At 66.3% G+C, this 25,626-nt stretch carries 26 protein-coding genes; 11 read left to right on the top strand and 15 right to left on the bottom strand.

Annotation, left to right across the window (positions count from 1 at the left end; all coding sequences use genetic code 11):
- Window positions 1-33 precede the first annotated feature (33 nt).
- Window positions 34-936, top strand: a complete 903-nt coding sequence (locus tag J7J50_RS15430) for a glycosyltransferase (RefSeq protein ID WP_215056747.1) — start codon at window positions 34-36, stop codon at window positions 934-936.
- Between the two features lie 187 nt (window positions 937-1,123).
- On the opposite strand, the gene J7J50_RS15425 is transcribed toward J7J50_RS15430, so the two are convergent.
- The 6 genes from J7J50_RS15425 to J7J50_RS15400 all read right to left on the bottom strand — a co-directional run bounded on the left by J7J50_RS15425 (window position 1,124) and on the right by J7J50_RS15400 (window position 8,794).
- Window positions 1,124-1,675 carry a hypothetical protein gene (locus J7J50_RS15425; RefSeq protein ID WP_215056748.1) on the bottom strand — a complete coding sequence of 184 codons (552 nt, stop codon included), beginning with the start codon at window positions 1,673-1,675 and terminating at the stop codon, window positions 1,124-1,126.
- Window positions 1,676-1,847: 172 nt separating this feature from the next.
- Window positions 1,848-2,057, bottom strand: coding sequence for a cold-shock protein (locus tag J7J50_RS15420; protein WP_057941511.1), 210 nt, complete (start codon window positions 2,055-2,057; stop codon window positions 1,848-1,850).
- Window positions 2,058-2,535: 478 nt separating this feature from the next.
- On the bottom strand, window positions 2,536-3,453 hold the full coding sequence (locus J7J50_RS15415; protein ID WP_215056749.1) for a HEAT repeat domain-containing protein: 918 nt from the start codon (window positions 3,451-3,453) through the stop codon (window positions 2,536-2,538).
- Window positions 3,454-3,637: 184 nt separating this feature from the next.
- The gene (locus tag J7J50_RS15410; protein WP_215056750.1) at window positions 3,638-4,405 is read right to left on the bottom strand and encodes a M23 family metallopeptidase; all 768 of its coding nucleotides are present in this window, start codon (window positions 4,403-4,405) and stop codon (window positions 3,638-3,640) included.
- 84 nt (window positions 4,406-4,489) lie between these two features.
- Window positions 4,490-6,643, bottom strand: coding sequence for a SpoIID/LytB domain-containing protein (locus J7J50_RS15405; RefSeq protein ID WP_215056751.1), 2,154 nt, complete (start codon window positions 6,641-6,643; stop codon window positions 4,490-4,492).
- A 231-nt stretch (window positions 6,644-6,874) separates the two neighbouring features.
- A complete protein-coding gene (locus tag J7J50_RS15400) occupies window positions 6,875-8,794 on the bottom strand; it encodes a peptidoglycan recognition family protein (RefSeq protein ID WP_215056752.1) in 1,920 nt (639 codons plus the stop codon).
- On the opposite strand from J7J50_RS15400, the gene J7J50_RS15395 reads away from it, so the two are divergent.
- On the top strand, window positions 8,793-9,089 hold the full coding sequence (locus J7J50_RS15395) for a hypothetical protein (protein WP_215056753.1): 297 nt from the start codon (window positions 8,793-8,795) through the stop codon (window positions 9,087-9,089). The two genes, J7J50_RS15400 and J7J50_RS15395, sit on opposite strands and share 2 nt — an antisense overlap.
- Window positions 9,090-9,161: 72 nt before the next feature.
- Window positions 9,162-11,285: a hypothetical protein gene (locus tag J7J50_RS15390; RefSeq protein WP_215056754.1), complete on the top strand. Its 2,124-nt coding sequence runs from the start codon at window positions 9,162-9,164 to the stop codon at window positions 11,283-11,285.
- Window positions 11,286-11,489: 204 nt separating this feature from the next.
- On the opposite strand, the gene J7J50_RS15385 is transcribed toward J7J50_RS15390, so the two are convergent.
- The 3 genes from J7J50_RS15385 to J7J50_RS15375 all read right to left on the bottom strand — a co-directional run bounded on the left by J7J50_RS15385 (window position 11,490) and on the right by J7J50_RS15375 (window position 14,770).
- Window positions 11,490-12,518, bottom strand: coding sequence for an aldo/keto reductase (locus J7J50_RS15385; protein WP_215056755.1), 1,029 nt, complete (start codon window positions 12,516-12,518; stop codon window positions 11,490-11,492).
- Window positions 12,519-12,752: 234 nt separating this feature from the next.
- Window positions 12,753-13,940: a lactonase family protein gene (locus J7J50_RS15380; protein WP_215056756.1), complete on the bottom strand. Its 1,188-nt coding sequence runs from the start codon at window positions 13,938-13,940 to the stop codon at window positions 12,753-12,755.
- A 131-nt stretch (window positions 13,941-14,071) separates the two neighbouring features.
- Window positions 14,072-14,770, bottom strand: a complete 699-nt coding sequence (locus J7J50_RS15375; protein WP_215056757.1) for an SIMPL domain-containing protein — start codon at window positions 14,768-14,770, stop codon at window positions 14,072-14,074.
- 207 nt (window positions 14,771-14,977) lie between these two features.
- Here J7J50_RS15375 and J7J50_RS15370 point away from each other — a divergent pair, with 207 nt between their 5' ends.
- Complete coding sequence (locus tag J7J50_RS15370) at window positions 14,978-15,235, top strand: DUF3297 family protein (protein ID WP_215056758.1); 258 nt, start codon at window positions 14,978-14,980, stop codon at window positions 15,233-15,235.
- A gap of 557 nt (window positions 15,236-15,792) precedes the next feature.
- On the top strand, window positions 15,793-16,275 hold the full coding sequence (locus J7J50_RS15365) for a DUF2165 family protein (protein ID WP_215056759.1): 483 nt from the start codon (window positions 15,793-15,795) through the stop codon (window positions 16,273-16,275).
- Window positions 16,276-16,288: 13 nt separating this feature from the next.
- On the opposite strand, the gene J7J50_RS15360 is transcribed toward J7J50_RS15365, so the two are convergent.
- The 6 genes from J7J50_RS15360 to tsaA form a co-directional block, all read right to left on the bottom strand.
- Window positions 16,289-16,774, bottom strand: a complete 486-nt coding sequence (locus J7J50_RS15360) for a tetratricopeptide repeat protein (RefSeq protein ID WP_215056760.1) — start codon at window positions 16,772-16,774, stop codon at window positions 16,289-16,291.
- 283 nt (window positions 16,775-17,057) lie between these two features.
- The gene (locus J7J50_RS15355) at window positions 17,058-18,440 is read right to left on the bottom strand and encodes an amino acid permease (protein ID WP_215056761.1); all 1,383 of its coding nucleotides are present in this window, start codon (window positions 18,438-18,440) and stop codon (window positions 17,058-17,060) included.
- A 319-nt stretch (window positions 18,441-18,759) separates the two neighbouring features.
- A complete protein-coding gene (locus tag J7J50_RS15350; RefSeq protein WP_215056762.1) occupies window positions 18,760-19,521 on the bottom strand; it encodes an ABC transporter permease in 762 nt (253 codons plus the stop codon).
- Window positions 19,518-20,528, bottom strand: a complete 1,011-nt coding sequence (locus tag J7J50_RS15345; RefSeq protein ID WP_215056763.1) for an ABC transporter ATP-binding protein — start codon at window positions 20,526-20,528, stop codon at window positions 19,518-19,520. The genes J7J50_RS15350 and J7J50_RS15345 overlap by 4 nt, the downstream gene beginning before the upstream one ends.
- Before the next feature lie 179 nt (window positions 20,529-20,707).
- On the bottom strand, window positions 20,708-21,214 hold the full coding sequence (locus J7J50_RS15340; protein WP_215056764.1) for an SRPBCC domain-containing protein: 507 nt from the start codon (window positions 21,212-21,214) through the stop codon (window positions 20,708-20,710).
- A 226-nt stretch (window positions 21,215-21,440) separates the two neighbouring features.
- Window positions 21,441-21,977, bottom strand: coding sequence for a tRNA (N6-threonylcarbamoyladenosine(37)-N6)-methyltransferase TrmO (tsaA, locus tag J7J50_RS15335; protein ID WP_215056765.1), 537 nt, complete (start codon window positions 21,975-21,977; stop codon window positions 21,441-21,443).
- 271 nt (window positions 21,978-22,248) lie between these two features.
- On the opposite strand from tsaA, the gene J7J50_RS15330 reads away from it, so the two are divergent.
- From J7J50_RS15330 to J7J50_RS15305, 6 genes are all read left to right on the top strand, one after another.
- Entirely contained in the window at window positions 22,249-22,590 is a 342-nt protein-coding gene (locus J7J50_RS15330) for a hypothetical protein (RefSeq protein ID WP_215056766.1), read from the top strand.
- Between the two features lie 205 nt (window positions 22,591-22,795).
- Window positions 22,796-23,158 (top strand): hypothetical protein, encoded by a 363-nt coding sequence (locus J7J50_RS15325; RefSeq protein WP_215056767.1) that lies wholly within the window; start codon window positions 22,796-22,798, stop codon window positions 23,156-23,158.
- 118 nt (window positions 23,159-23,276) lie between these two features.
- Window positions 23,277-23,768, top strand: coding sequence for an OmpA family protein (locus J7J50_RS15320; RefSeq protein WP_215056768.1), 492 nt, complete (start codon window positions 23,277-23,279; stop codon window positions 23,766-23,768).
- A 226-nt stretch (window positions 23,769-23,994) separates the two neighbouring features.
- Complete coding sequence (locus tag J7J50_RS15315; RefSeq protein WP_215056769.1) at window positions 23,995-24,369, top strand: YciI family protein; 375 nt, start codon at window positions 23,995-23,997, stop codon at window positions 24,367-24,369.
- A 162-nt stretch (window positions 24,370-24,531) separates the two neighbouring features.
- Window positions 24,532-24,888: an excalibur calcium-binding domain-containing protein gene (locus tag J7J50_RS15310; RefSeq protein WP_215056864.1), complete on the top strand. Its 357-nt coding sequence runs from the start codon at window positions 24,532-24,534 to the stop codon at window positions 24,886-24,888.
- A gap of 141 nt (window positions 24,889-25,029) precedes the next feature.
- A complete protein-coding gene (locus tag J7J50_RS15305; protein WP_215056865.1) occupies window positions 25,030-25,599 on the top strand; it encodes a DUF3016 domain-containing protein in 570 nt (189 codons plus the stop codon).
- Window positions 25,600-25,626 lie beyond the last annotated feature (27 nt).

The following is a 25,626-nucleotide window of genomic DNA, read 5'->3' as shown; positions in this document are numbered from 1 at the left end:
GACAGGACTTCCATCGATCCCGATTCTTTTGGCGTGATCGTCGTGCTGTGGCAGCCCAGCGCCGCGCACCTGCAACAGCTCGCCGCCACCCGCGCGGTCTGCCGCCATGTGGTCGCGGTCGACAACTCGCCGCAGGCCGATGCGGACTTGCACGCGCGCTTGCGCGAGTCCGGCATCGAGGTGGTGCACAACGCCAACCGCGGCGGCATCTCCGGCGCCTACAACCGCGGCGCGCAGCTGGTGTTCGCGCGCGGTTGCCAGGTGATGTTCCTGCTCGACCAGGACTCGCAGCTCGGCGCGGATTTCTTCGACGGCATGATGCGCGCCTGCGCGCGCACCGGCACCGACGCGTTCATCGTCGGGCCGAAGGTGTTCGAGGTGAACCTGGGCAAGTACCTGCCGGTGTTCTCGCCGCAGTTGCGCATGCCCAAGCCCGAGCGCATCGACGAGCGCGAGGAAGGCCTGGTGCCGACCTTGTTCGTGATCTCGTCGGGTTCGGCGATCTCGGCCGCGGCCTATCGCAAGGTCGGCGAGTTCCGCGAGGATTACTTCATCGAGTACGTCGATATCGAGTACGGCATGCGCGCCACCCGCAACGGCGTGCCGGTGTTCGTCAATACCGCCGTGCAGATGCGCCAGCAGGTCGGCGAATACGTCAAACGCGGGATTTTCTCGACCAGCAACCATGTCGCCTGGCGGCGTTACTACGCCTCGCGCAACGCCGTGCACGCGCTGCGCTCGAACTCGGCGCGCTGGTCGATCCACTGGCTGATCGAGCTGCTGACCCTGCATCAGGTGGCCTGCGTGCTGGTGTGCGAGCAGCACAAGCTGCGCAAGGTCGTCGCGATCGCGGTCGGCTATTTCGATGGCTTGTTCGGCAAGCTGGGGACGTTCGAGCAGCGGCATCCGCGGGTGGCGGCGTTTTGTAAGCACTGATTTGCTGGTGTGCGGCGATCTGAGCGAAAAGCATCGGGCCTGAAGGGCCCTCCCACAAAAGAGGCCGCGGCCTCGCAATCTCTTGTGGGAGGGCCCTTCAGGCCCGATGCCTTTCGCTCTTGTGGGAGGGCCCTTCAGGCCCGATGCCTTTCGCTCAAATCGCGACGAAACCTACCACCGGCATCCCTCAAAACGCATCGCTACCCGGCCGAATATCGACCCCCAACGCCGCCGCCACCGCCTGCATCGTCTCGTCATCGCGCCGCAACGTGATCCACCCCGCGAAGGTATCGTCGCGCGTATCGCGATTCCACACGGTATAGCCATGCTCGCGCAGGCGATCGTGCGCGGTCGACATCAGCTCCGGCACATCCACGCTTTGCAGGAACTCGTCGTCGGTGGGATCGTCCACGCCCCAATCCACCTGCAAGTTCCAGCGCGCGGCCAGTTGCGCGATCGAATCGATGAAGGACTGGGTGTCGCCCTCCTCCACGCGATATCCCGAGGTCCAGTCGATCACCTCCTGCAATGTGTCGATGGCCTCGCCGTCGCCGTCGGCGCCCTCGCGCAGTTCGCGGAAGCGGCCGAACTGGTGCAGCGCGGTTTCTTCGTCGCCCGGATTGATCAGCAGCAGCAGCTGCCAGAACAGGGTTTCTTCGTCCAGGTCCTCATCGTCGTCGTTGCCGCTGAAGTCGAAGGCGTCGTCTTCGTAATCGGATTCGTTGTCGGGTGAGCTCATGGCGGCGCATCGCGTGGGGGACGGATCATGGTGAGGGAAAACGTCCGGCGCGGGAATGAGGCGATCGGGGCATCGGCGCGGCGGCGCGGGCGCCCAAAACGAAAAAGCCCGGCTTGCGCCGGGCTTTTCGAGCGACCCGCGGCTTGCGCCGCCGGTCACGGGTACGGGCGAATTAGACCGCCTGAACCTGGTCGGCCTGCAGGCCCTTCTGGCCCTGGGTCACGACGAAGGAGACCTTCTGGCCTTCCTGCAGGCTCTTGAAGCCCTGGCCCTGGATCGCGCGGAAATGCACGAACACGTCATCGCCGCCTTCGCGGGAGATGAAGCCAAAGCCCTTAGCATCGTTGAACCACTTGACGGTTCCGATCTCACGATCTGCCATTTTACTAACTCCTTGAAACGTATGTATTTTGGAATGCCGCTTGCACGGCGGTGGGGCTGGTTGCAAGGAGGAAGCGTGGAACGATGGAGTGGATCTGTGGATCGTTGATCTACGGCATCGGGTCACGACCTACGGTGACCCTTGACTAACTCAGCTCGCACACCGTAGTGGCGTCCGGGGCGAAAATCAATTGGCTTGGGAGCCGGATGTTCAGACGATTTGCCAAATTTGGCACAAAATTATCAATTACAGGTATCGGTTCGGGCCGCGCAGGCATGCTTGGACGGCTCCGACCATAATCCTATCCAATTGATTTCAAGAGAAATTATTTCGGCGAAACGGGAAAATACCCGGCTTGCGCCAGCCCAGTCCGGCGCGATTGGAGCGGACGAGCTGAACGGGCTCGCGGTCACGCTTTGGATGCCCCCTAAACCGCCTGCCGGGGCACTTGAAGAGCCAGTCTGCGCCGAACCTTTGTTCAGCCGCCCTCGCCGCTGTCGCGGTCGGCCTGGATCTGGGCCCGGCGCCAGATACCGTATTCGGCCCGGTTGAGACGGAAGTCCTGCAGGGCGAAGGCGGCCGCGCCGCGATCGGCGGGACTGCTGGCCGGGTCGGCGGCGATGTCGAGCAGGGCCTCCTTGAGCCGGTCGCTGCGCAGGTGCGAGCTTTGCACCCCGGCGATGGCCTTGCCGCGCACCTGCGGCGAAGCGTCGAGCAGGGCGCGATGCAGTACGTCCTCGGCCTGGGCGCCGTCGTCCCACTGCGCCAACTGCAATACCGCCTCGGCGCGCACGGCCGGATCGGCGTGGCGGGTCAGCGCGCTCAGCTGCGCCACCACCGGCGCGGCGTCTTCGCTCGGCATCGTGGTCGGCGTCAGCATGCCGACCAGTTCGGCGGTGCGCTGCGGGTCGCCGTCTTGCTCCAGCTTGCTCAGCACGGCCTGGCGGACCTCGGCGCGATCTATCGAATAGGCGCGCAGCAGATCGAGGCCGTCGCGCTCGTCCTGCGCGCGCGTGCTCGCCGCCAGCGACAGGGCGAAGCGCAGCACATCGTCGCCGGAGACGGCATTGAGCAGCGACAACAGTTCGCCGCGCGCGGCCGGTTCGGTTTCGTTGCGGAAGCGCTGCAACAGGTTTTGCAGGAACGCAGGATCGCGGCTGGCGCGCTCGCGCAGGGATTGGAAGCTGACGTGGTTGCCGCCCAGCGACAGGTATTCGGGATAGGGCGATGGTTCGTTCGGGGCCGGTGGCGGCTTCGATGGTGACGAAGAGATCGCTGGAGGTGGCTTCGGCGATGCGACCGAGGCGGCATCGCGATGGGCCACGTACGCGCCGCCGGCGACGGCACCGACCGCGGCGGAGATGAGGGCGATCAATAGAACGCGCGTGGCGGTCATCGGCGAGAGGTGGCGAGATCGGTTTCAAGCATACGCGCGACGAGTGTTGAGCTGCCCTCATCCGCCCCCCGCCTTCGCGGGGGCAGGCTCTCCGGGCACCTTCTCCCGCAAGCGGGAGAAGGGACTTGCTCAAAGCCCCTCTCCCGCTTGCGGGAGAGGGGTTGGGGTGAGGGCCGCGCCCCACTCAGCAATCCGGCGCCACCCGCCCATCGGAACCGGTGTAGGTATACGCATCGGGAATGAAGCGCCCGCTGCCGATCCGGTTCCAGATGTTGCTGGTGCCGTAGGTGCCGCTGACCGAGGTGCCGGTGGTCTGGCACTGGATCGTCACCGTCGCGCCGTCGCTCAGGCTACCGACGATCGAATACGAAGTGCCCGGGCCCGAACGCACGTTCAAGGGCGTGCCGCTGGTGTTGACCGTGCCGGTGGCGCCGCCGCTGCTGCCGCAGGAATTGCGGCTGGTGTAGTTGGCGGTGCCCCAATAGGTGATCTGCGAGCCGTTGAACTTGATCTTCTGCGCGCTGCCGCTGAGGCGTTCTTCGAAATGCAGATGCGGGCCGGTCGAGCCGCCGGTGGTGCCGACGGTGCCGATCGACTTGCCCATCGCCACGCTCTGCCCGACCGAGACCGAGTACGAATTCAGATGCGCGTACAGCGACGTCCAGCCGCCGCCGTGATCGATCACCACGTACTTGCCGTAGCTGGTATCGCCGAGATTGCGCACCACGCTGACGGTGCCGGCGGCGGCGGCGACCACGGTGTCGCCTTCGTCGTTGGCGCGGTTGAAATCCACCGCGTTGGCCGGGCTGTGATTGGTACGGGTCTGGCCGGACCAGACCTGGCCGCAGGGGAACGGCATCTGGAACGTCGGCGCGGCCTGCGCGGCCGATCCGAACAAGGCCGCGAACGCGAACAGCGCCAGCGCGCCACGGGTGCGATTGACTGACTTCATGAGCACAACTCCATGGTTGGGGCCGCGAGCTTCGCGCCGCGGCGACAAGGTCGGGACAACGGGACGAAACATCGGTGGTGAAACTCAGTGCGCGATCTGTACATCGTCGAGGTAGAGGTTGACGTCGAAGCTGGTCTGTTCGCGCAGGAACCACACCGCGTCCAGACGCACACCGGCGCCGTCGATCTGTCCGTTGCTGGCGCCGGCCCAGGCGTTCCATTGCGCGGCGTCGTCAAGCGACCATTCCAGGTACGTCCATTGGCCGGTCGGGATCGCGCGTTCGATCGCGCGCTCGGTGCCGTCGCTGTCGTCGATGCTCAACGAGGCGCGCAGGCCGCTGGCGCCGGTGTAGATCCAGAAACCGACCTTGCCGCCGGCGCGGATCAACTCGACGTTGTTGGCCGGCGTGCCGCCGCCCGACAGCAGCCGCACCGACCATGCGGTGGCCACGGCGGGATCGTCCTTGAGCAGCACGCGCAGCGAGCACGCGCCGTTCTTGCGCGTGGCGCAGTCGTGCTGGGCCAGCGACGCGGTCGAGATACCGGCGGTGCTGCCGGACAAGGTCGGCGCGCTGGCGAAGCGGCCGACGCTGCCTTCGAAGTCGTCCAGCAGCACCGCGCCGCCGCCCGGACTGCCGCCGTCGTTGGCCAGGAACGCATTGCGTTGGCCGCCGGGACGGTTGTTGGCGTTGAAATAGTGATTGGCGATCCAGCGCCAGTCGCGGCCGTTGTTCGCGGCCCAGCGCTGCGTGCCCCACTGGCTCATGCCGCGGCCATGGCCGAAGCAGCCGCGGCCGCGTCCCACTTCATCGGACAGGCACGGCCAGCCGTTGCGCGGCGAACCGTTGTTGCCGTTGCCGCAACTCAGATCGTTGTTGACGCACGACAGGCCGTCACCAGGGTCGTCCCAGGCGTTGTTCTCGGAGGAATACTCGCTGAAGGCCGCGCTCTGGCCGTCGCGGGTCAACAGCACGCCGCGGGTGGCAGCGGCCGCGGCGACGGTGGCGGCGACGCTGTCGGCGTTGAAGGCCTGACACGAGGTGCTGGAACAGATGTCGTAGCGGCTGTTGACCGGATGGGCGACGTAGTACGCGGCGTAGCTGCGGTACGCCACCGCGCCGGCGGCCAGCGATTGCGGGTTCCACGACGCAATCCATTCTTCGTCCAGGCCGCGGCCGACATAGTCCTCGAAGGTGTATACCGACACCGCCGTGCACGAACGCCCGGAGCAATTGGTGCCCACGCGGATGCTGGCGGGCACGGCGATGCTCGCGGCCTGTGCGGCGAGGCGCTGCGCGAGCGCGACCGATTGCGGACGCGCCGGATCGAGGCCGACCTCATCCGCGGACGCGGACGCATCGGCTTGCGCACGTAGCGCATCTTCGGCCGATCGCGGCCGCTGCTGATCCTCGCGATGACGCGCGCGCTGCTGCACGTGGCTGCGGTCGATGGAGACGACGCCGTCGCCGCGATCCAGATCTATAATCAGATGACGGCTGTCGTTGATCAGCGCCAGGCCGCTCAGGCGCTGGCCGCGGTAGCCGGCGTGTTCGATGCTCAGATCGAACGTCGCCGGCAGCGCCTGGCTGTCGTTCGCGAGCGCGCGCGGCAGCGTGGCGGACAATTCGAAATAGCCGTCGCGGTCGCTTACCGTGCGCGCCCCCTGGCTGCTGCGCACTTGCGCGCCGGCCAGCGGCCGGCCGCTGGCGCGGTCGTAGAGATGGCCGCTGACGATCGCGCAGCGCGCGCAGGCCGCGGCCTTCAGCGCAAGCAGGTCGAGCGCGTCCGACGGCGCGGCCGGCGTCAGCCACACCGTCGTCGGCAACGGCTGCGCGGCGTCGATGCGCGTGCGCGTGGTCAGCGACTGAAAGCCGGCGGCGCCGATCACCAGTTCGTACTCGCCCGGCGCCAGCGTGGCGATGCGTTCGCCGCTGGCCGTGGTGCGCAGATCCTGCACGCGCGCCGAGACGCCGCGTGCGTGCACGGTCAGGTTCGAATCGAGAACGCGGCCGCTGACGCTGTCGCGCACGCGGATCGGCAGATTGCGGTCGCCAGCGTCCGCGGCGAGGCGGACGGCGGCGGGCGGAGCGGCGATTCCAATGGATGTGTTACCGCGCGCGCTGCGCAGCCATTGCGCGAACACCACGCCGGCGATCAACAGCGCGAGGATCGCCAGCCAGGTGGGTGCGCGGCGCGGCGGTCGGCGCTTCGGTCCGGGTGAATCGTTGGGTTCCGACATCGCTGTTTCCCCCTGTCGTTTGGTCCAGCCTGTTCGCTGCGATGCACGAAGTCTTTTGTAGGAGGGCCTTCAGGCCCGATGCTTTTCGCAACGATGATTGCGCAGGGTCGGAGCGAAAAGCATCGGGCCTGAAGGCCCTCCTACAAAAGGCGCTGAGGCCCAGCCGAGCTGATCCGATGCCGAGAAAAAGCGCGCAGGCCGCTGCGGGATTGCGGCCTGCGCGCCCGCCCCTCAGTTTTTCACTTGCACATCGTCGAGATACAGGTTGACGTCGAACGCGGTCTGGTCGCGGTAGAACCACACCGCGTCGAGCTTCACGGTCGCGGCGGTGATCGCGCCGTTGGCACCGCCGACCCACGCGTCCCACTGCGCATCGTCGGTCAGGCTCCACTCCAGATAGGTCCAGGTGTCGGCCGGAATCGCGCGGCTGAGCGAGCGCTCGGTGCCGTCGCTGTCGTCGATGCCGATCGCCGCGCTCAGGCCGGTGGCGCCGGTGTAGACCCAGAAGCCGACCTTGCCGTTGGCGCGGGTCAGGTTGGCGTTGCTGGCCGGATTGCCGCTGGCCGACAACAGGCGCACCGCCCAGGCGTTGGCGCTCGCGGTGTCGTCCTTCAGCAGCACTCGCAGCGAGCACTCGCCGTTCTTGCGCGTGGTGCAGTTGCGTTCGCTCAGCGACGCGGTCGAGATGCCGGTGGTGCTGCCCGAATACGACGGCGAGGTGTCGAAGTGGCCGACCGTGCTTTCGAAGTTGTCGATCACGCTGCCGCCGCCGGGCGGATTGCCCGGATTGAGCAGGGTGTAGTAACGCGCCCAATCCCAGTTGATGCCCGGATCGGTGTGGGTCTGGCTGCTGTAGTGCTGATGGCCCTTGATCTTGACGCTGGCCGGCAACACGTTGATGCCGCTGCCGGCCGGGCCGCGAAACGCGCTGGCGCAGCTGATCGCGCTGTAGGTCGCGCAGAAATGCCGGGTCAGCGCGGCCGAGGCGTTGTACATCGCGGCCGTATACCAGCTGGCGTTGTTGACGAAGCCTTCGTGCTCGATGCCCAGCGTGGTGCCGTTATGCACGCCGACGTGATGGGCGGCGCGGTTCTCGCGCACCATCTGGGTGATCTGGCCGTCGGAGCTGCGGATCAGGTAATGCGCGCTGACGCTGTTGGGATTGTTCTGGAACCAGGAGATGCTGCCGGCGTAATAGCCCTGCATCGTGTGGATGGTCACCGAGTCGTAGGACGTGCGCGCGTGGTGGTAGGGCGATGCGACCCACAGCGCCGGCGGGTAGTCGGTGCTCTTTTCGTCGGCCGCGGCCGATACCGGCGCCTGCAGGGTTTCGCTGAGCGGATCGATCGCGAACGCATCGCCTTGCCTGGGATTCAGGCGACCGGCTTCGACGCGGTCGCGGGCCGCGTCCAGGCGCACGAACGGCGCGCGCAATCGCACCAGGGTGCGCGCATCGAAGGCGCGTTCGAAGGCGACCGCGCGTTCGGGAACGACGATGCCGCGATCGTTGACGCCCTTGTCCTGCGCCAACAGCACATCGAAGGCGAAGCTGGCGCGGGCGTGCGACTGCACCGCGCTCTTGTCCTGGCCGCGGGCGAAGCCGGCATAGCGCTCCAGGGCGGCGCGGGTGGCTTCGACCGGCGACTTGGCGTTGACGCCGTCGGCGCGCAGTTCGCGATCGAGCAAGGCCGCGGCGGCCAGAATGTTGCTGAGCGGATCGCGCTGCACGCGCGCGACCGGCACACCGAGCGCACGCGCGCCCTCGCCGACCTGATCGGCGAAGCCTTCGCCGTGGTACAGGCCCATGACCCCGTAGGCCTGCGGCATGTGCTGGTGCTGCTCGCCGTACGCGGCGGTCTGCGGACGCAGGTGCTGCCAACGGCTCATGACATAAGCCACCGATTCCAGGGTGCCGGCCGGAATCGAGGGATAGCGGGCGTAGGCCTGGCGGAAATACCCGGCGTAAAGCTGGCGATCGACCCGCGCCAGCGATTCTTCGATCCGCAGGCGCTGGGCCAGGGCCCGATCCTCCGGCGCGGCCTGGGCCTGGACGGCCGAAGCGGCGAGGCTCAGTGCGGCGATTACGGCGAACGACAACGACGACAACCACGGCTGACGGCGGTCCGACTGGCGGACGGAATATTCGTTCATGTTATTTTTCCCCATGAGAATTAAAAATTCCCGCGCGGCTTTTGTACTGCATTTGTTTGACTGGCAAGTGCTGTCGGACCGGGTTTGCGGCACCGCTTTTCAGTTCCGCGACCGGGGTCACCTGGGGAATGCGCGCTGCGGCGAATCCGGGCATGGCAACGGGGCGGTTGCGATGCGCCGCGTCATGGTTTTGCCCGATCGCGCCGGCTTCGCCGTGGTCTGGCGCAAGGCTGGGCCTGCAGGCGCGGCGCTGACGGCGCGTTGGACAGGTCTAGGGTTGGCCCCAGTTCCCTAGCTGAACGCTCACTCTTATCGTGACGATCTGGGCGCTTCGGGGCGCCCGCCTACCCACGACGAGGGATCAGCAATGAGCGGCATCGACGGCGTCAATTACCAGCTTCTGCGCAATCTGCCGCCGGAAGACCGGCAGGCCATCCTCGATGCCGCCAAGGCCCCGCAGGCACCGGCGCCGGAACCGCCGCCCCCGCCGCCTCCGCCCCCGCCGCCGCCCCCGCCGAAAGAGGCCAAGACGCCGGAAGAAGCGGTGCGCTCGATCCACGGCCTGCCGCTGCCCAAGAACAGCGACCTGTCTTCGAGCATGCCCTCGGAGGTCTACAACTCGGTCTACCAGCCGCGCGTCACCGAGTTCAACAACACCCGCCGCACCGAAGCGCAGTCGGCGCTGGACCGGATGGAACCCAAGCTTGACGACTACCGCAACAGCGGCCTCAACGGCGCCACCGCCAACTACGAGTACCAGCAGTCGCGCGATGCGTTCAACAGCAACCCTTACGTCAAGGAATTGCAGCGCATCGTCGGCGAGGCCACCGACAAGCCGACGCAGGTGCCGGCCTATCTGACCGCCCAGAAGACCACGGCCGACCCGGCGCAGGTATCCGCGCTTCCGCCGCAGACCATGCGCACCGCGCTGGACACCCTCGGCGTGCAGTTGCCGGTGAATGCGACGCCGGAACAGATCGCCTCCGGTTACGAGCTGCTCAAGCTGATGCCGCCCGACGTGCTGTCCTACGCGATCAACCCCGGCACCGCGGTGAGCTACCAGATGCCGGTGGCCGGCGTGGGCACGCCCTCGTTCATTCCCGCGCGGGTCAACGCCGGCGTCACCGTCGAAGGCAAGGTCGAGCTGTCGGACGTGCAGACCGGCGTGGACTTCCAGAAGACCCAGCAATTCAAGGCCTCGGTGCAGGTGCAGGCCGAAGCTGGCGCCGACCTCGGCAAGACGCCGTTGCAGAAGCTCTACGGCATCGCCGACATGCTTGGCCGGGTGCCGCCGGACGTGAAAGAGCTGGTCGACAGCTCCAAACTGCTCAAGAACGTGGTCAAGGGGCTGCCGGTCTCCGGCCACATCACCGGATTCGAGGGCAGCCGCCTGAGCTACGAGGCGACGGTGACACCGCAGCAGGGCGCGCGGCTCGACAACGGCGATACGACCGCCATGCCGAACCCGCTGGATCCGTTGGCCATGCCCGAGGGCACCTCGGTCCTGATGCGCGGCCAGAACCTGACCGGTTCGGACTTCGCACTCAACTTCAAATCCTATGTCGGCATCGGCGGCACTCACACCGAACTCGACGGCGCCGGCTTCGGCGTGCGCAAGATGGAAGGCTCGGTGGTGGAGGTCTACGCAGGCCCCATGGAGACCGTGGAGAACGCGACCATGTTCGGCCTGGGCAAGGTCGGTTCGTATTCGGTCGGCCTGAGCGTGGAGACCAGCAGCGAAACCCGCTCGCTGGAGACCGCGCGCATCGACTTGTCGACGCAGGAAGGCCGCGACGCCTATCAAACCTTCATGAGCGGCGGCAAAGTGCCGGACTGGAGCCCGCCGGGCGTGCAGCGTTCGGGCACCACCGAGGTGTTCAACGCCGAACATGCCGCGCGCCTGGGCATCGACCTGGGCCCGGTGTCGCTGGGCATCGGCAACAGCAGCCAGCTCACCATCACCCGCAACGTCTGGCAGGACGGCACGGTCGATCAGACCAACAGCTACCAGTCGATGGGCCAGACCACCGACATACAGTTCCAGGTCGGCGCCGACGGCAAGCCGGTGAAGGATTCCACGCAGTGGACCCTGGTGCTGCCCAACACCAGCGATGTCGCCGCTTCGTACTTCAACTCGGCCTATCACCCCGGCGAGCTCAACAAGAAGTTCGACGGCGATCAGCACCTGCAGTTCGAGTTCACCGATTCCAGCCTGATGTCGCTGCGCGACCGCGCCCGCCAGAGCGTGGGCAACCTGGGCGGCGAGGAACACGGCGGCGAGCGTCTGCGCGATCTCGACTCCGGGCGGGTGACGCCGTTCCCGAACGACGTGACCGAGCAGATCGCCATCGCCAAGACGCCCGATGAAGTGTTCGCCGCGATTTCGCGCAGCGGCCAGGCCGGCTGCGAGGACTTCGTGTCGATGATGATGTGGGGCGATCAGCGCAATACGGCGCTGCCGGGGACGTTCAAGATGCAGGATGCCGGCTGAGGCTGGCTGCTGTTTTCATGGTTGCGAAAACGCCCGGCTTGGCCGGGCGTTTTTGTTTGTGGGTGGGGGTGTGGGCCGCGGTGATCTGGGCGAAGAGCATCGGGGCTAAAGCTCCCTCCCACAAAAGCTGGGCGCGCTGTGTTGTGGGAGGGAGCTTTAGCCCCGATGCCTTTCGATCGGTTAGCCGCGCGCCCCCACCCAAACTCACACCGGCGAAGGATTCCGCTCGCCGAACCCGCTCTGATGCCAATACGGATACGCCTTCGCCGTCGCACTCGCCGCATCGAGCTTGGCGACCTGCTCGGCCGTCAAATTCCAACCCACCGCGCCGAGATTCTGCTTGAGCTGCTCCTCGTTGCGCGCCCCGATCACCACCGTCGCCACCGTCGGCCGCTGCAACAGCCAGTTCAACGCGATCTGCGGAATCGTCTTGCCGGTTTCCCGCGCGACTTCGTCGAGCGCATCGACCACTTTGTACAGATACTCATCCTGCACCGGCGGCCCCATGTCGCCGGTGACATGCAGGCGGCTGGTTTCCGGCAACGGCTGGCCGCGGCGGATCTTGCCGGTCAGGCGGCCCCAGCCCAGCGGGCTCCACACCACCGCGCCGACGCCTTGATCCAGCGCCAGCGGCATCAGCTCCCACTCGTAATCGCGGCCGATCAGCGAGTAATACGCCTGATGCGCGACATAACGCGACCAGCCGTAGCGATCCGCGATCGCCAGCGACTTCATCAGATGCCAGCCGGAGAAATTCGATACGCCCAGATAGCGCAGCTTGCCGGCGCGCACCAGATCGTCGAGCGTGGACAAGGTTTCCTCGATCGGCGTGCGCGCATCGAAGCCGTGCAACTGGAAGAGATCGATGTAATCCGTGCCCAGGCGCTTGAGCGCGGCATCGACGGAACGGATCAGGTGATAGCGCGAGGAACCGACCTCGTTCTCGCCGTCGCCGAAGCGGAACGTGGCCTTGGTCGAGATCAGCAGGCTGTCGCGCGGACGGCCCTTGATCGCTTCGCCGAGAATCGATTCGGCCGCGCCCTTGGAATAGATATCGGCGCTGTCGAACAGATTGACGCCGGCTTCGATGGCCACGTCGAGCAGACGCCGGGCGCCGGCCACGTCGGTCTGGCCCCAAGCCTTGAAGAAGTCGCCTTCGCCGCCGAAGGTGCCGGTGCCGAAACTCAACACGGGGACGCGCAGGCCGGACGCGCCGAGATAACGATGTTCCATGCCGCACTCCTGATGAAGGGGATAAGGCCGCATTGCACGCCAACGCGGGCGAGCGCTCAACCCGGGGCGGTGGGATGCTGCGTTGTGCGACGGCGCGCGTGTGAGCGGCGGCATCGCGGCGGTGAGCGTAGCCCGCCGGGGGTTGCAAAGGCGTGAGCCGCATCCATCCAACCAGAATGGCGCAAGCGCGCCGACTGAACTCATCCAGTCAGCGCGCCGCGCGAACCCGCCGGCTCAACGCGCCGGAACGAACTTCACGTCCGAAGGCGACGCCATCGCCATCGACTGCACGGTCTTGCCGAGTTTGCCGTCGCGCGGATCGCGCTCGATCACCCGCAGCGTATTGCTGTGCTGATTGGTCACCACCACGAAGCGGCCGTCCGGCGACAGCGCGAATTCGCGCGGCCCGCGGCCTTCGCTGTCGCGGCGTTGCAACGCGCTCAACCGGCCGCTGCCGGCATCGACCGCATACACGGCGATGTGGTTGTCCTCGCCGCGATTGCTGGCGTACAGAAAACGGCCGTCATCGGATAAATGCAACGCCGCGGCGGCGTTGCCCTGGGTGCGGCCCGGATCGAGCGCCACGGTCTGCACCGCCTGCAGGCGGCCGTCGTCGTAGTCCAGCACCACCACTTCGCCGCTCATCTCCAAAGTCAGATAAGCATGCCGCCCGCTCGCGTCGAACAGCAGATGGCGCGGGCCACTGCCGGCCGGCAGTTCCAGGTACGGCGTGGACGCGGCCTGCAGCGGACGCTCGGCGCTGTGCGCGGGATCGTAGCGATAGGCATAGAGCTTGTCCGCGCCCAGATCGGCCGCGTACAGATAACGCCCGTCCGGCGACGGCACCGCGGCGTGCACATGGGTGGAGAGCTGGCGTTCTCGATCGGCCTGGCTGGCGCGATGGGTCAGCACCTGCACCGCCGGCTGCAGACGGCCTTGCGCGTCGATCGGCAGCACCGTGAGCGTTCCGCCCGGCGTGGCGTTGACGGAATAATTGGCGACGAACAGATAACGTCCGTCGCGGCTGGTGGCCGCGTGCGCGGGCTCGTCGCCGAGGCTGCCGACCTGCGACAAACGCTGCGTGCGCGCCTCGCCGCGGCCGAGGGCGAAGCTGCTGACGCGGCCGACCGGATCGGCCGACTGCGCGCCGTTTTCGTTGACCGCGTACAGGATCGAAGCGTCGGGCGAGAAAGTGAACCACGACGGATTGTCGGTCTCGATCACTTCCACCGGCTCGGCGCCGACCTGCCCGCGCGCGGCGTCGAAACGGTAACGGCCGATGCCTTTGCAGGCCGGGCCGGTGTAGCAGCCGATCAGCAATTCCGTCGGCGCGGCATCGGCGGGCCGGGCGGCGCCCGCGTCGGCGGCGAAGGTCGAAGTCATGATCAGGCTCCAGGCAAGCAGGGTGGATCGCAAAGTCATCGTCGGTTCCGGTGGGTCGGCGCGAGGCTCGATCCTGCATCAATCGGCGCCGATGACCAAGCGCCGCGCGACGCTTTGTAGGAGGGCCTTCAGGCCCGATGCCTTCCGCTCAGATCGCGACGTCCCGGAAATCACCGCTTATACGCATACTCCACATCCACCTGCGAAGTCACCTCGCCGCTCTGCGCCGGCGCCTCGGCCGCATAGTTGTAAGCGCGCGCCTCGTACTGCCGCGCAGTCGGCGTCTGCGGCAGCCACCAGGGCCGCTCGTCCTGGAATTTCACCGCGGTCGCGCCCGTCAGCTTCCAGCCCATTTCGCCGGCGATCAATTCCGCCTTGCGTCTGGCGTCGCGTAAAGCCTGACGCCGCGCCTCGTCGCCGTACTGCGGCAAACGCTCGGACAGCGGCCGCACTTCGAACGTCGCGACGCCGGCATCGGCCAGTTGCTGCTGCAGCAACGCCGCCGCCTCGGCGCCGCGCACGCGCAGCACGAAGCGGGTATCGAAACGATGTGTCGAGCGGCCGCCCTCGCCTTCGCGAACCTGCAGGCGCGGCGCGTCTTCGGATTGCTCGCTCAAGGCCGCGCGCTGGCCCTCGACGATCCGCCGCACCGCGGCCACCGCCGGCAGATGCCGCTCGCGCGCGCCGCGCGCATCCGCGCCCTGGCTGACCACGGTGAACGCCAGCTCGAACAGATCCGGCTGCCAGGCCACGCGGCCGAAGCCGGCGACGTGGAAGCGTCCGCCGTCGATATCGACCAGTTGCGCCGGCGCGGGCGCCGACCACGCCAGCGCCGACAGCGCCACTAACCAACTCGCCACGATCTTCATAAGCACGGCCCGTGCGGAGCGACGCAGGGATTCTGCCGCCGGCGGCGTCGCCCGTCGATGCCGCCGGTGCCTCGGCCCGGCCGCCCCGGGTCCGCCCGGGCTGGGCCCTGCCGCCGGGCCCGCGTATCCTAGGCGCCGCGCTGGCCGGTCCCGCGACCGCCCGTGCCGCATCCGTCCCGCCGTATCCGTCTTCGCTAGAGCGCCACCATGACCGACACCCCACCCGACCATCTGTCCAACGATCCGCGCAGCCCGTTCTACGACCCGTCCGTGCTCGAGCGCGGCATCGGCATCCGTTTCAACGGCGTGGAGCGCAGCAACGTCGAGGAATACTGCATCAGCGAAGGCTGGGTGCGCCTGCCGGTCGGCAAGTCGCTGGATCGCCGCGGTAACCCGATGACGATGAAGCACAAGGGCCAGGTCGAGGCCTACTATCTGCTGCCGGCGCCCGACGCCGCCGAGTAAGCGCTGGCGGGGCGCTGCTTCGCGATCTTTTGTAGGAGGGGCTTCAGCCCCGATGCTTTCCGGTCAGTGCCCTGGAAAGCCGCACCGCGATCGGATCGAAGAGCATCGGGGCTAAAGCCCCTCCCACAGAAGCCCGCCGGCTTCCTGCAGCGCCCGCGTTGCTTCGCGATCTTTTGTGGGAGGGGCTTCAGCCCCGATGCTTTCCGGTCAGCGCCCTGGGAAGCCGCACCGCGATCGGATCGAACAGCTTCGGGGCTAAAGCCCCTCCCACAGAAGCGCTCTCCCTGTTTCCTGCAGCGACCGCGTTGCTTCGCGATCTTTTGTGGGAGGGGCTTCAGCCCGATGCTTTCCGGTCAGCGCCCTGGGAAGCCGCACCGCGATCGGATCGAAGAGCGTCGGGGCTGAAGCCCCTCCCACAAAAGCAACCCTATCCACAAAAAATGCCGTGGCATTTTTGTCCCGGATGTCGCAAACGCGCCCCCTGGATCGTCGATAGAACATGCACCCCGAATCGCCGCCCGGCGCGGGGCCTCGCCCAGACGTTCCGGAGCCCGTCCATGTCCCTCGCCGCCAGCCTGCTGTCGTTCAAGCTCATCCTCCTCGCCGGTCTGGCCTCATGGATCAGCGTGGTCGCCTTCAACAACCTCGTCGCCTTCCGCAACGGCGTGTTCGCGCTCGGCCAGATCATGCGCATGGCGGCGCTGGAACAGGCGCCGGCGATCCAGACGCCGCTGCAGTCGCGCAAGGTCGATAACCCCGCCTGGCATCGCGCGGTGCTGAGCATCGTGCTGACGGCCGAGATCGTCAGCGCACTGCTGCTGTGGTCGGCGGCGGCCTCGCTAGCCGGAGCGGGCATCGTCGCCGACCCCATCGCCCTGGCCAATCTGGCGCTGACCGCGTTCATGGCGACCTGCTTCCTGATGCTGCTCGGCGGCAGCTGGTTCGCCTATTACATCCGCCAGGACAATGTGCAGTTGCTGCACTTCATGCTGATCGGGGTGTCGGTGTTGGGCCTGCTGGCGGTCAATCTGCGCGCCTGAGCCGCGGCGGCGCTCAAGCGACGGCGGTTTCGCGCAACTGCTCGCACAGCCGGCGCATGTCGCCGGCCAGCACCGGCACCGGTTGCGGCAGGCGCAAGGCCGCTTCGATCAGGCCGCAGGCGCGCGCCGCGTCGCCTTCGGCCGCGGCGAGCAATCCCTGCGCATACGCGCCCAGCGGCGCGCCCTGCTCCAGCACCGGCAGCAGCCATTCGCGCGCGTCCTTGACGGTGCCGCGCATCACCAGCAACTGCGCCAGTTGAAAACGCGCGACCACGAACTGCGGCTGCGCGCTCAACACCGCGCGCAGGCGTTCCTCGGCGCGCTCGTACAGGCCCAGCTGGGCGTGCTGGATCGCCAGCAGGTACTGCGCGTGCAGATTGCCCGGGTCGCGTTCGAGCACGGTCTTGAGCAGGCGCACGGCCTCGACGTCGCGGGCCTGCGCGATGGCGGCGGACGCGAGCTGCAGCAAGGCCGGATTGTCGAGCCGCGATAGGTTCATGCGGGCCTGCGCCTCCCCGGCACCGGCGATCGGTTGCGACCGGGCATTGTGCCCTGGACGCGGGCAACGAAAAACCAACGCCCGTCATAACGAAAAGCGAGGAATAAGCCGCACCATCGACAAAACGGTTCCGCCGGACTGTTCCCTCTCCCGCTGGCGGGAGAGGGCTAGGGTGAGGGCCGCTTTTCCGCAGCGAGCAGAAGCAACAGCCAAAGCATTCGCGCTACGCGCTCATCCCCTCACCCCCACTCCTCTCCCACAAGTGGGAGAGGGAATGTATCGATCAAGCGGCTTGCGCCACCGCGCTGTCGCGCTTGTTCAAGCCGGCGGCGAAATACAGCACCACCAGCAGAACCAGGAACGCCGGGCCCACGTACAAGGCCACGCGGGTGTCGGGGAAGTAAGCCATCAGCCCGACCACCAGCACCAGGAAACCCAGCGCGACCCACGAAGCGACCGGATACATCGGCATCTTGAACGCCAGCTTGGCGCGCTCTTCGGCGCTGAGCCTGGCGCGGAACTTCATGTGCGACACCAGGATCACGCCCCAGGTCCAGATCGCACCGAAGGTGGAGATCGAGGTCACCCACACGAACACCTTGGCCGGCGCCAGATAGTTCAGCACCACGCCGAACAGCAGCACCGCCACCGACACCAGGATCGCCGCGCGCGGCACGCCGCCGGGCGAGGTGTTGGCGAACAACGCCGGCGCCTGCTTCTGCTGGGCCAGGTTGTAGAGCATGCGGCCGGTGCTGAAGATGCCGCCGTTGCACGAAGACAACGCCGCGGTCAGCACCACGAAGTTGATGATGCCGGCCGCTTCGCGGATGCCCATGCGTTCGAAGGTCATCACGAACGGGCTGCCGGTGGTGCCCAGCTCGTTCCACGGATACAGCGACAGGATCACGAACAGCGCGCCGACGTAGAAGATCACGATCCGCCAGAACACCGAGTTGATCGCATCGGGAATCGACTTCTGCGGATTGGCCGCCTCGCCCGCGGTCAGGCCGATCATCTCCACGCCCAGGTAGGCGAACATCACCATCTGCAGCGACATCAGCACGCCCTGCGCGCCGTTGGGGAAGAAGCCGCCGTGCGCCCACAGATTGCTGATGCCGGTGGCCACGCCGTGGTTGCCGAAGCCGAACACGATCATGCCCAGGCCGGCCAGGATCATCACCACGATGGTCACGACCTTGATCATCGCGAACCAGAATTCGAACTCGCCGTAGGCCTTGACCGTGATCAGGTTGACCGAGCCCATCGCGATCAGCGCCGCCAGCGCCCATACCCATTGCTGCGATTCGGGGAACCACACCTGCATGTACACGCCGACCGCGGTGATCTCGGCCACGCAGGTCACCAGCCACAGGAACCAGTAGTTCCAGCCGGTCAGATAGCCCGACAGCGGGCCGAGGTAGTCGCGCGCGTAGCGGCTGAAGGAGCCGGCGACGGGGTTGTGCACGGCCATCTCGCCGAGCGCGCGCATGATGATGAAGATCGCGCCGCCGCCGAGCAGGTAGGCGAGCAGGATGCCGGGACCGGCGAGCTTGATCGCGTTGGCCGAGCCGAGGAACAGGCCGACGCCGATCGCCGCGCCCAGCGCCATCAGGCGGATATGGCGCTCGCTGAGGCCACGGTGGAGTTGCTGCTGGTTGTTCTGCATCCGCGGGACTCCGGCTGCTCCCGTCGCGACGACCGTGCTGCGCTCAGCGCGGCCGGGCGGGAATCGGCGAAGCATACCCCGGGTGTCCGGGGTGCGGCAGGGCCGCGGTTTTCGGTTTTCTTCCTTTTTTCTTCCTTTTGCCTGGTCTGACCAGCGGGCTACGCCGTCGCGCGTGCCCTCATCCGGCCCTTCGGGCCACCTTCTCCCGCGCCCCGGGAAGTCACCTTGGGTGGCAAGCGAGAGAAGGGAAAGCAACCAGCTCTTGCTCCCTCTCCCGCTCGCGGGAGAGGGCTGGGGTGAGGGCCGCGGCCCCAGTTCCTCAGCTCTTGAGCTTGTACCCCGTCCGGAAGATCCACCACACCACCGCCAGGCACAGCAGCATGAACCCCGCCGTCATCCCCACGCTCAGCGCGATGTCCACGTCCGACTTGCCGTAGAAGCTCCAGCGAAAGCCGTTGACCAGATACACCACCGGATTGAACAGCGACACCCCGCGCCAGAACGGCGGCAGCATGTCGATCGAATAGAAACTGCCGCCCAGGAAGGTCAGCGGCATCACGATCATCATCGGAATCATCTGCAGCTTCTCGAACCCGTCGGCCCACACGCCGATGATGAAGCCGAACAGGCTGAAGGTGACCGCGGTCAGGACCAGGAACACCGCCATCCAGACCGGATGGACGATGGTGAAATCGACGAAGCAGCGCGCGGTGATCAGCATCAGCAGGCCCAGGATCACCGACTTGGTCGCCGCCGCGCCGACATAGCCGCAGATCACCTCCACGAACGACACCGGCGCCGACAGCAGCTCGTAGATCGTGCCCGACCACTTGGGCAGATAGATGCCGAAGGAAGCGTTGGAGATGCTCTCGGTCAGCAGCGACATCATGATCAGGCCCGGCACGATGAAGGCGCCGTAGCTGATGCCGCCGATCTCGACCATGCGCGAGCCGATCGCCGAGCCGAACACGATGAAGTACAGCGAGGTGGACAGCACCGGCGTGGCGATGGATTGCATCAGAGTGCGGAAGGTGCGGTGCATTTCGAAGAAATAGATCGCCTTGATCGCGTGCAGGTTCATGCGCGCGCCTCCGGCGACGGTGCCGCAGCCCGCGGCGACTTCACCAGATTGACGAAGATTTCCTCCAGCGAGCTTTGGCTGGTGTTGAGATCTTTGAACTCGATCCCGTGCTCGCCCAGGCGCTTGAGCAGCGCGGCGATGCCGGTGTCCTCGGCCTGCGCGTCGAAGGTGTAGACCAGTTCGTTGCCGTCCTGGGCCAGATTCAGCGAATCGTGCCGCAAGGCCTCCGGCAGCGCCTGCAGCGGCGTTTGCAGCTGCAGGGTCAACTGCTTCTTGCCGAGCTTGCGCATCAAGGTGCGCTTGTCCTCGACCAGCACGATCTCGCCCTTGTTGATCACCCCGACCCGGTCGGCCATTTCCTCGGCCTCGTCGATGTAGTGCGTGGTGAGGATGATGGTCACCCCGCTTTCGCGCAGGCGCGACACCATCGCCCACATCTCGCGGCGCAGTTCCACGTCCACGCCGGCGGTGGGTTCGTCCAGGAACAAGATGGTGGGCTCGTGCGACAGCGCCTTGGCGATCAGCACGCGCCGCTTCATGCCGCCGGACAGGGCCATGATCTTTTCGCCGCGCTTGTCCCACAGCGACAGCTCGCGCAGCAGCTTCTCCAGGTACGCGGCATTGGGCGCCTTGCCGTACAGGCCGCGGCTGAAGCGCACCGTGTCCCACACGGTTTCGAAGGCGTCGGTGTGCAGTTCCTGCGGCACCAGGCCGATCGCCGAACGCGCGGCGCGGTAGTCGCGCACGATGTCGTGGCCGTCGGCGATCACCCGGCCCTCGCCGGGATTGACGATGCCGCACACGATGCTGATCAGCGTGGTCTTGCCGGCGCCGTTGGGCCCGAGCAAGGCGAAGATTTCGCCGCGGCGGATGTCCAGGTCCACGCGCTTGAGCGCCTGGAAGCCGCCGGCGTAGGTTTTGCTCAGGCCCTGGATCGAAACGATGTGGGCGGCGTCGTTGCGCGCGCGATCGGGCGCGGCGGCGGGTGCGACGGAAGCGGACGGCATGGAGACTCCCTGGGGTCGGGACGCGGATGCGGTGTGTCGCGCGATCGCACCGGTATGCATCGGTGCGCGCGCGCGGCCGGCGATCGCGACGGATTCGCGAGCGCATGCTTGCGCCGGCCAGTGTACGGCGCGTGCGCGCCGGCGTGCTGCGCCGATGGCGCGATTTGCCGGCGCCGCGCTCAACGCTCGGCCAGATAAGCGTCCAGGCGCTCGAAGGTTTCGCCCCAGCCCGGGATGATCTGCTGCGCCTGCGCGGCCTCGCGTTCGGCCTGCGTCGCGAACAGCATCTCCAGCGTCAACAAGGTCTGCTCCGGCGCGGCCGCTTCGAAGGTCACCGTCACCCGCGACTGCTGCGAGGGGCGATCGTCGTCCCAGTCGTCGATATAGACCAGGCGCTCGGGCTCGACGATTTCCTGATACGTGGCCTTGATCGGATACTCGGTGCCGTCGGGCGCGATCATGCAGATACGGAACTGGCCGCCGACCGCGACATCCATCTGCCGCACCACGCTGCGGAACCCGTGCGGCCCCCACCAGCGGGCGACGTGGACCGGATCGGTCCAGGCCAGGAACACCAGATCGCGCGGCGCGTGGATGATGCACTGCAAGCGGATGCTGCGTTCTTCGATGCGATGGCTGCTGCGCGCGGGCGTCGCCGCGAACGTGCTGGAACCGTCTGACGTCATGTCGGAACTCCCGGAGCGAAGGACCCTGCGCCGCTCCGGCGGCCGCGGCGCGGCCCGAGCGGGTATCCAGATAAACCTTTCGGCTAATTAACCGATAAGGAAACTAACGCCGGCGACGGGTCGCGTCAAGGCGGTGGATGCACAGGATCCGCGGCGGGGTCTCACAGGCTGCGACGATCCAATAAGGCCTTGCCGCCGACCCGCCTCATCGGCCTTATAGCGGCCTTCAACCGCCCGGCTCGACCTTGGCTTTACGCGGCCGCTTAGGCCCCGGCGCCGAATGCCGGCCCTGGCTGGCATCGATCTCGTCGATCCAGCCCGCCCGCGACTGCGCGAACGCATCGGCATACGGCACATACGGTTTGATATCGAGCACCGGCGTGCCGTCGAGCAGGTCCACGCCGCGCACGACCAGCGCGCGCGCCTCCACCGCCACCAGTTCCACCGCCGACAATCCGAGCGGATTGGGCCGATGCGGCGAACGCGTCGCCAGCACCCCGCGCTTGGGCCCGCCGCGCGGCGGCTTCACCTGCGCCTTCCAACCCTGGCTGCGGTCGAAGGCGAAGATCAGCCAGATCCGCTCGAACCCGGCGAGATCGGCGAACGCCTCGCCCGGCAGATCATCGACGAACTCCACCCGCGCCTGCGCCGCATCGCCGGTTTCGGTGCCCTGCACCACCGTGGGCTGATGCGGCGCGTCGATGCGCTGCGCATAAGGCGAGCGCAGGTAGGCGATCGGGCGGCAGGGGTAGAGGTCGGACATCGGCGGCGTGTCGGGGAGCTGACGGGCATTGTCGCTGCTGGCGCACGTCGATGCGCGGCTGCAGCCCAATCAACTGTTGGAGCTGTGCCAGGAGTCGCTGGCCAGTCACGCGTTGCGCCATGCGTGTGATCGCTATGGAATGTCTTGAGTACAGAGCAACCGCACTACAACGCCCAAATCTCCTAGGCCCGAACCGATGGCATTCACTTTCCCATTTCCAAAACTCGCCCTCACCGCGCCCGCGATACCACTTCCTGCTAGACAGCCCCCTATGGAAGCCGTCATTGATGTGGGTTTCTACACGGATCGCGGATCGCCCCAGCAGTGGTTCTTCGCCTTCCGCAACTCCACCGGAAGCGTCCTGCGACTCCCCGAAGGCCGGCTGCCGTGGAACGACGGCTCGGCTTGGGATCTGGAAGCGCAATTGGTGACGAACGGGAAATCCGTGCTGTTGCCGACCGCGCCGCCGATCGAATGCATCGGCTTCGATATCGAGGTGCCGGCCAGCGAGGTTCGATCCGCAGGCGTCCACTTCCACGACGTAATTCGGGACTTCAGTCGATTGGCGTGCGAGGGCGACATAATGGCACGGCTGTCTCTGGCGGCGAAGTAATGAAACAACTTACTCACTTTAAGGATGCTGTGAATACTGCGGGAGTTAACTACAATGCACGCGGCGTAAAATAAAATTCATTTGCATTTGACGCTGCACAAGGCCTTACTGGAACTAGACCCGCTGCCACGCCTGACTCTGGCAACAATGCTTTGGGAAGCGACCGTACAACTGGAGTGCAGTTCGAACCACAGGGGACCAATCATTGAAACGCGCTATCAACGGATTGCTGTTGGCATTTTTCAGTATCTACTCGGCCTCTTGCCAGAGGCATGGGCTTGCCGAGGCAGCGACTGAAGGAGTTAGAGTCGGAGAGACTCGCGCCAACGTCGAACTTCTACTAAAAAGCCGTGGCATAAAGTTCAAGTCCAGCCCTCCGCTGGCCGATACATCGGCATTGCCGGCTGAATTGATTCGGGAGGAGGCACTCGAATCGTCTACCCTCACGCTTTTTGTTTCCGAGCCACCAGTGAATGCGGTCACGAAAACGACGAGAATCATCGTAGTGTTCGATCAAAATGGCCGCGTTGATCAAATCATGACAAAAGAAAGTAACCTCGGCTTGTAGGGAAACAAAGGGACCGCACGCAACAAGCCCGCCACTCGGCGGCCAGAAGTGCCGGATCAATTCTGTTTGGAGCAAGGATCTGACTAAAGCACTCGCGCTTTAGTGGAGGCAGTTGCATATGGCCATTTTATCCCGCCCCGGTCGTACAGCCATCTCTTTAGCGCTCCTGTTGAGCACGCTCTCATGCGCTGCTCGAAAGGAAACCCCAAAGCATTCACCGCCCCTTCTTTCCGGGATTGAATTGGTCGCCATGGAGTTCAAGGAAGGACTGCCAAAGGCCAATGAAAACCTAGAGTCGGTACTGGGCGATTCCAAAGAATTCTTCCTGGGCGCATTGAAAAGAAATGCCCACACCATGAAGAAATATTCGCACGTCAGATTTGAAGTCCTTGGCTTCACCGACGACAAGGAATGCACTGACATTCAATGTCGGGAACTGGCCGCTCGCAGAGCCAAGCTCGTATACGACTGGCTGATTTCGAACGGCGTCCCCGCCTCCTCGCTTACGCCTCCAGCGGAACACGGCAACAGCATGCCTGTTGACGACAATAAAACTGTCGCAGGACGGGCGCGAAATCGGCGCGTGGAGTTGAATATCGCACCCGACTGAGCGTGCAGTGCGCGACTGGCCGCCGCCCTCGACAGCCATCGCCGCAAGCCTTACCGCCCAGCGATGGCCCTGCAACTCGCAAACAAACCCACGACATGCGTTTTGTCACTGCAGCCCCCCGCACCGATGGCGTTATGCTCGGCGCCGCAGCCATCCATCCCGGCCGGCCCCGAGGGCCGCGGGCGAATCTATCGACTGCGGGCGCGAGCCAGTTGCAGAGGACTCCATGAAATTTCTGGTGATGATCTACAACGACGATCAGCTGATCGAAGCCCTGCCCGACGGCGAGTACGACACCATGATGCGCGGCTGCATCGCTCACGCCGACGCAATGCGCGACAACGGCGTGTTGCTGGATTCGCAGATGCTGGAGCCGCCGGCGAAAGCGGTGTCGGTGCGCACCCGCGCCGGCCGCACCACCTTCATGGACGGCCCGTTCGCCGAAGCCAAGGAGTATCTGGGCGGTTTCAATCTGATCGAGGCGGCGGACATGGACGAAGCCCTGCGCATCGCGCAGGACTTCCCGTGGAGCCAGACCGGCCGCATCGAGGTGCGTCCGGTGATGGACTTCGACCAGGTGCGCAAGCACTTCGATGCCTGAAGCGCCGGCCGCGTGGATCTGTTGAACCGGTGCGCGCAAGCGCAAGCGCGCACCGGTTTCCCGCTCAGCCGCGCTGACGCTGCGGCATCCCGACGCGATCCCCGCGCCGACCTGACCTGTTCGCCGCCCCCACCGCGTTGATAGCGGAACGGGGGGACAGGCATGACATCGCGTTATCGAGCGGCGCTGACATGGGCCTTGCTGTGTGCGACCGCCGACGTCGGCGCGCACGGCGGCGGACTCAACGCCGAAGGCTGCCATCACGATCGCAAGCGCGGCGGCTATCACTGCCATCGCGGCGCCGTCGCGCCGGTCTATCCGGCGGCGCCGACGCGGCCACGACGACCGGCCCAGGCCCAGGGCTACGCGCCGTCCGGCGGCGCCTCCTACGCCGCGCCGGCGATCTACTACCCCAACTGCAGCGCCGCGCGCGCAGCCGGCGCGACGCCGCTCAGGCTCGGCGATCCTGGCTACGCGCCGCATCTGGATCGCGACCGCGACGGTAAAGCCTGCGAATGAACAGGCGAATGTCGCGCGCATCGTGAATTCGCGGCAACGGCGGTCGCGCCCGGACCCGGTTTAACGCAGTGTCGCTGGCGGCGCCCGTGGCGGAAGCGGAGAATCCAGGCATACCCACCCGCACCGGAGCCCGTCATGTATATGCGGACCGCACTCGCCATCGTTCTTTCGGCCGCCGCGCTGTTGGCCGTGGACGCCAGCGCCAAATCCCGCAGCGTCACCGATCCCGACGCTCCACGCGCCCTGCCCGCGCAGGGCCCAGTCAGCGTGAGCTGGCAGAACCCGGAGCAGTTCAGCGAAATCCGCCAGAGCCGCAATCGCTATGAAGCGCGCCGCGGCAACTGGGTCGAGCAGCTCGCCCAATACGTGCGCACGCGCGGACAGCGCCGGCTCCCGCCGGGCGAGCGCCTGGACGTGGACATCACCGACATCAAGCGCGCCGGCGACTTCGAGCCCTGGCATGGCTCGCAGTACAACGACACCCGTTTCGTCCGCGACATCTATCCGCCGAAGATCGCGCTGAGCTTCAAGCGCCTGGATGCCAACGGCCAGGTGATCGAAGAAGGCCAGCGCACCTTGCGCGACATGAGCTTCATGATGGGACCGCGCACCGCCAGCGACTCCGATCCGCTGCGCTACGAAAAACGCCTGATCGACGATTGGCTGCACGACGAATTCAAATCCACCGACGCGCGCAGCGCCTCGCGCTGATCCAGGCACCGTGATTTCGACTTCGCC

Source organism: Lysobacter sp. ISL-50 (genome assembly GCF_018612875.1).
GTDB lineage: Bacteria > Pseudomonadota > Gammaproteobacteria > Xanthomonadales > Xanthomonadaceae > Lysobacter.
Note: the sequence above shows the minus strand (reverse complement) of the source record. Positions and strands in the feature narration are given on the sequence as shown.

Excerpts from the sequence above, each read along its gene's own strand:
- J7J50_RS15425 (WP_215056748.1), bottom strand. The coding sequence starts at position 1,675 with ATGAGCTCACCCGACAACGAATCCGATTACGAAGACGACGCCTTCGAC.
- J7J50_RS15420 (WP_057941511.1), bottom strand. The coding sequence starts at position 2,057 with ATGGCAGATCGTGAGATCGGAACCGTCAAGTGGTTCAACGATGCTAAG.
- J7J50_RS15415 (WP_215056749.1), bottom strand. The coding sequence starts at position 3,453 with ATGACCGCCACGCGCGTTCTATTGATCGCCCTCATCTCCGCCGCGGTC.
- J7J50_RS15410 (WP_215056750.1), bottom strand. The coding sequence starts at position 4,405 with ATGAAGTCAGTCAATCGCACCCGTGGCGCGCTGGCGCTGTTCGCGTTC.
- J7J50_RS15405 (WP_215056751.1), bottom strand. The coding sequence starts at position 6,643 with ATGTCGGAACCCAACGATTCACCCGGACCGAAGCGCCGACCGCCGCGC.
- J7J50_RS15395 (WP_215056753.1), top strand. The coding sequence starts at position 8,793 with ATGTTATTTTTCCCCATGAGAATTAAAAATTCCCGCGCGGCTTTTGTA.
- J7J50_RS15400 (WP_215056752.1), bottom strand. The coding sequence starts at position 8,794 with ATGAACGAATATTCCGTCCGCCAGTCGGACCGCCGTCAGCCGTGGTTG.
- J7J50_RS15390 (WP_215056754.1), top strand. The coding sequence starts at position 9,162 with ATGAGCGGCATCGACGGCGTCAATTACCAGCTTCTGCGCAATCTGCCG.
- J7J50_RS15385 (WP_215056755.1), bottom strand. The coding sequence starts at position 12,518 with ATGGAACATCGTTATCTCGGCGCGTCCGGCCTGCGCGTCCCCGTGTTG.
- J7J50_RS15380 (WP_215056756.1), bottom strand. The coding sequence starts at position 13,940 with ATGACTTTGCGATCCACCCTGCTTGCCTGGAGCCTGATCATGACTTCG.
- J7J50_RS15375 (WP_215056757.1), bottom strand. The coding sequence starts at position 14,770 with ATGAAGATCGTGGCGAGTTGGTTAGTGGCGCTGTCGGCGCTGGCGTGG.
- J7J50_RS15370 (WP_215056758.1), top strand. The coding sequence starts at position 14,978 with ATGACCGACACCCCACCCGACCATCTGTCCAACGATCCGCGCAGCCCG.
- J7J50_RS15365 (WP_215056759.1), top strand. The coding sequence starts at position 15,793 with ATGTCCCTCGCCGCCAGCCTGCTGTCGTTCAAGCTCATCCTCCTCGCC.
- J7J50_RS15360 (WP_215056760.1), bottom strand. The coding sequence starts at position 16,774 with ATGAACCTATCGCGGCTCGACAATCCGGCCTTGCTGCAGCTCGCGTCC.
- J7J50_RS15355 (WP_215056761.1), bottom strand. The coding sequence starts at position 18,440 with ATGCAGAACAACCAGCAGCAACTCCACCGTGGCCTCAGCGAGCGCCAT.
- J7J50_RS15350 (WP_215056762.1), bottom strand. The coding sequence starts at position 19,521 with ATGAACCTGCACGCGATCAAGGCGATCTATTTCTTCGAAATGCACCGC.
- J7J50_RS15345 (WP_215056763.1), bottom strand. The coding sequence starts at position 20,528 with ATGCCGTCCGCTTCCGTCGCACCCGCCGCCGCGCCCGATCGCGCGCGC.
- J7J50_RS15340 (WP_215056764.1), bottom strand. The coding sequence starts at position 21,214 with ATGACGTCAGACGGTTCCAGCACGTTCGCGGCGACGCCCGCGCGCAGC.
- tsaA (WP_215056765.1), bottom strand. The coding sequence starts at position 21,977 with ATGTCCGACCTCTACCCCTGCCGCCCGATCGCCTACCTGCGCTCGCCT.
- J7J50_RS15330 (WP_215056766.1), top strand. The coding sequence starts at position 22,249 with ATGGAAGCCGTCATTGATGTGGGTTTCTACACGGATCGCGGATCGCCC.
- J7J50_RS15320 (WP_215056768.1), top strand. The coding sequence starts at position 23,277 with ATGGCCATTTTATCCCGCCCCGGTCGTACAGCCATCTCTTTAGCGCTC.
- J7J50_RS15315 (WP_215056769.1), top strand. The coding sequence starts at position 23,995 with ATGAAATTTCTGGTGATGATCTACAACGACGATCAGCTGATCGAAGCC.
- J7J50_RS15310 (WP_215056864.1), top strand. The coding sequence starts at position 24,532 with ATGACATCGCGTTATCGAGCGGCGCTGACATGGGCCTTGCTGTGTGCG.
- J7J50_RS15305 (WP_215056865.1), top strand. The coding sequence starts at position 25,030 with ATGCGGACCGCACTCGCCATCGTTCTTTCGGCCGCCGCGCTGTTGGCC.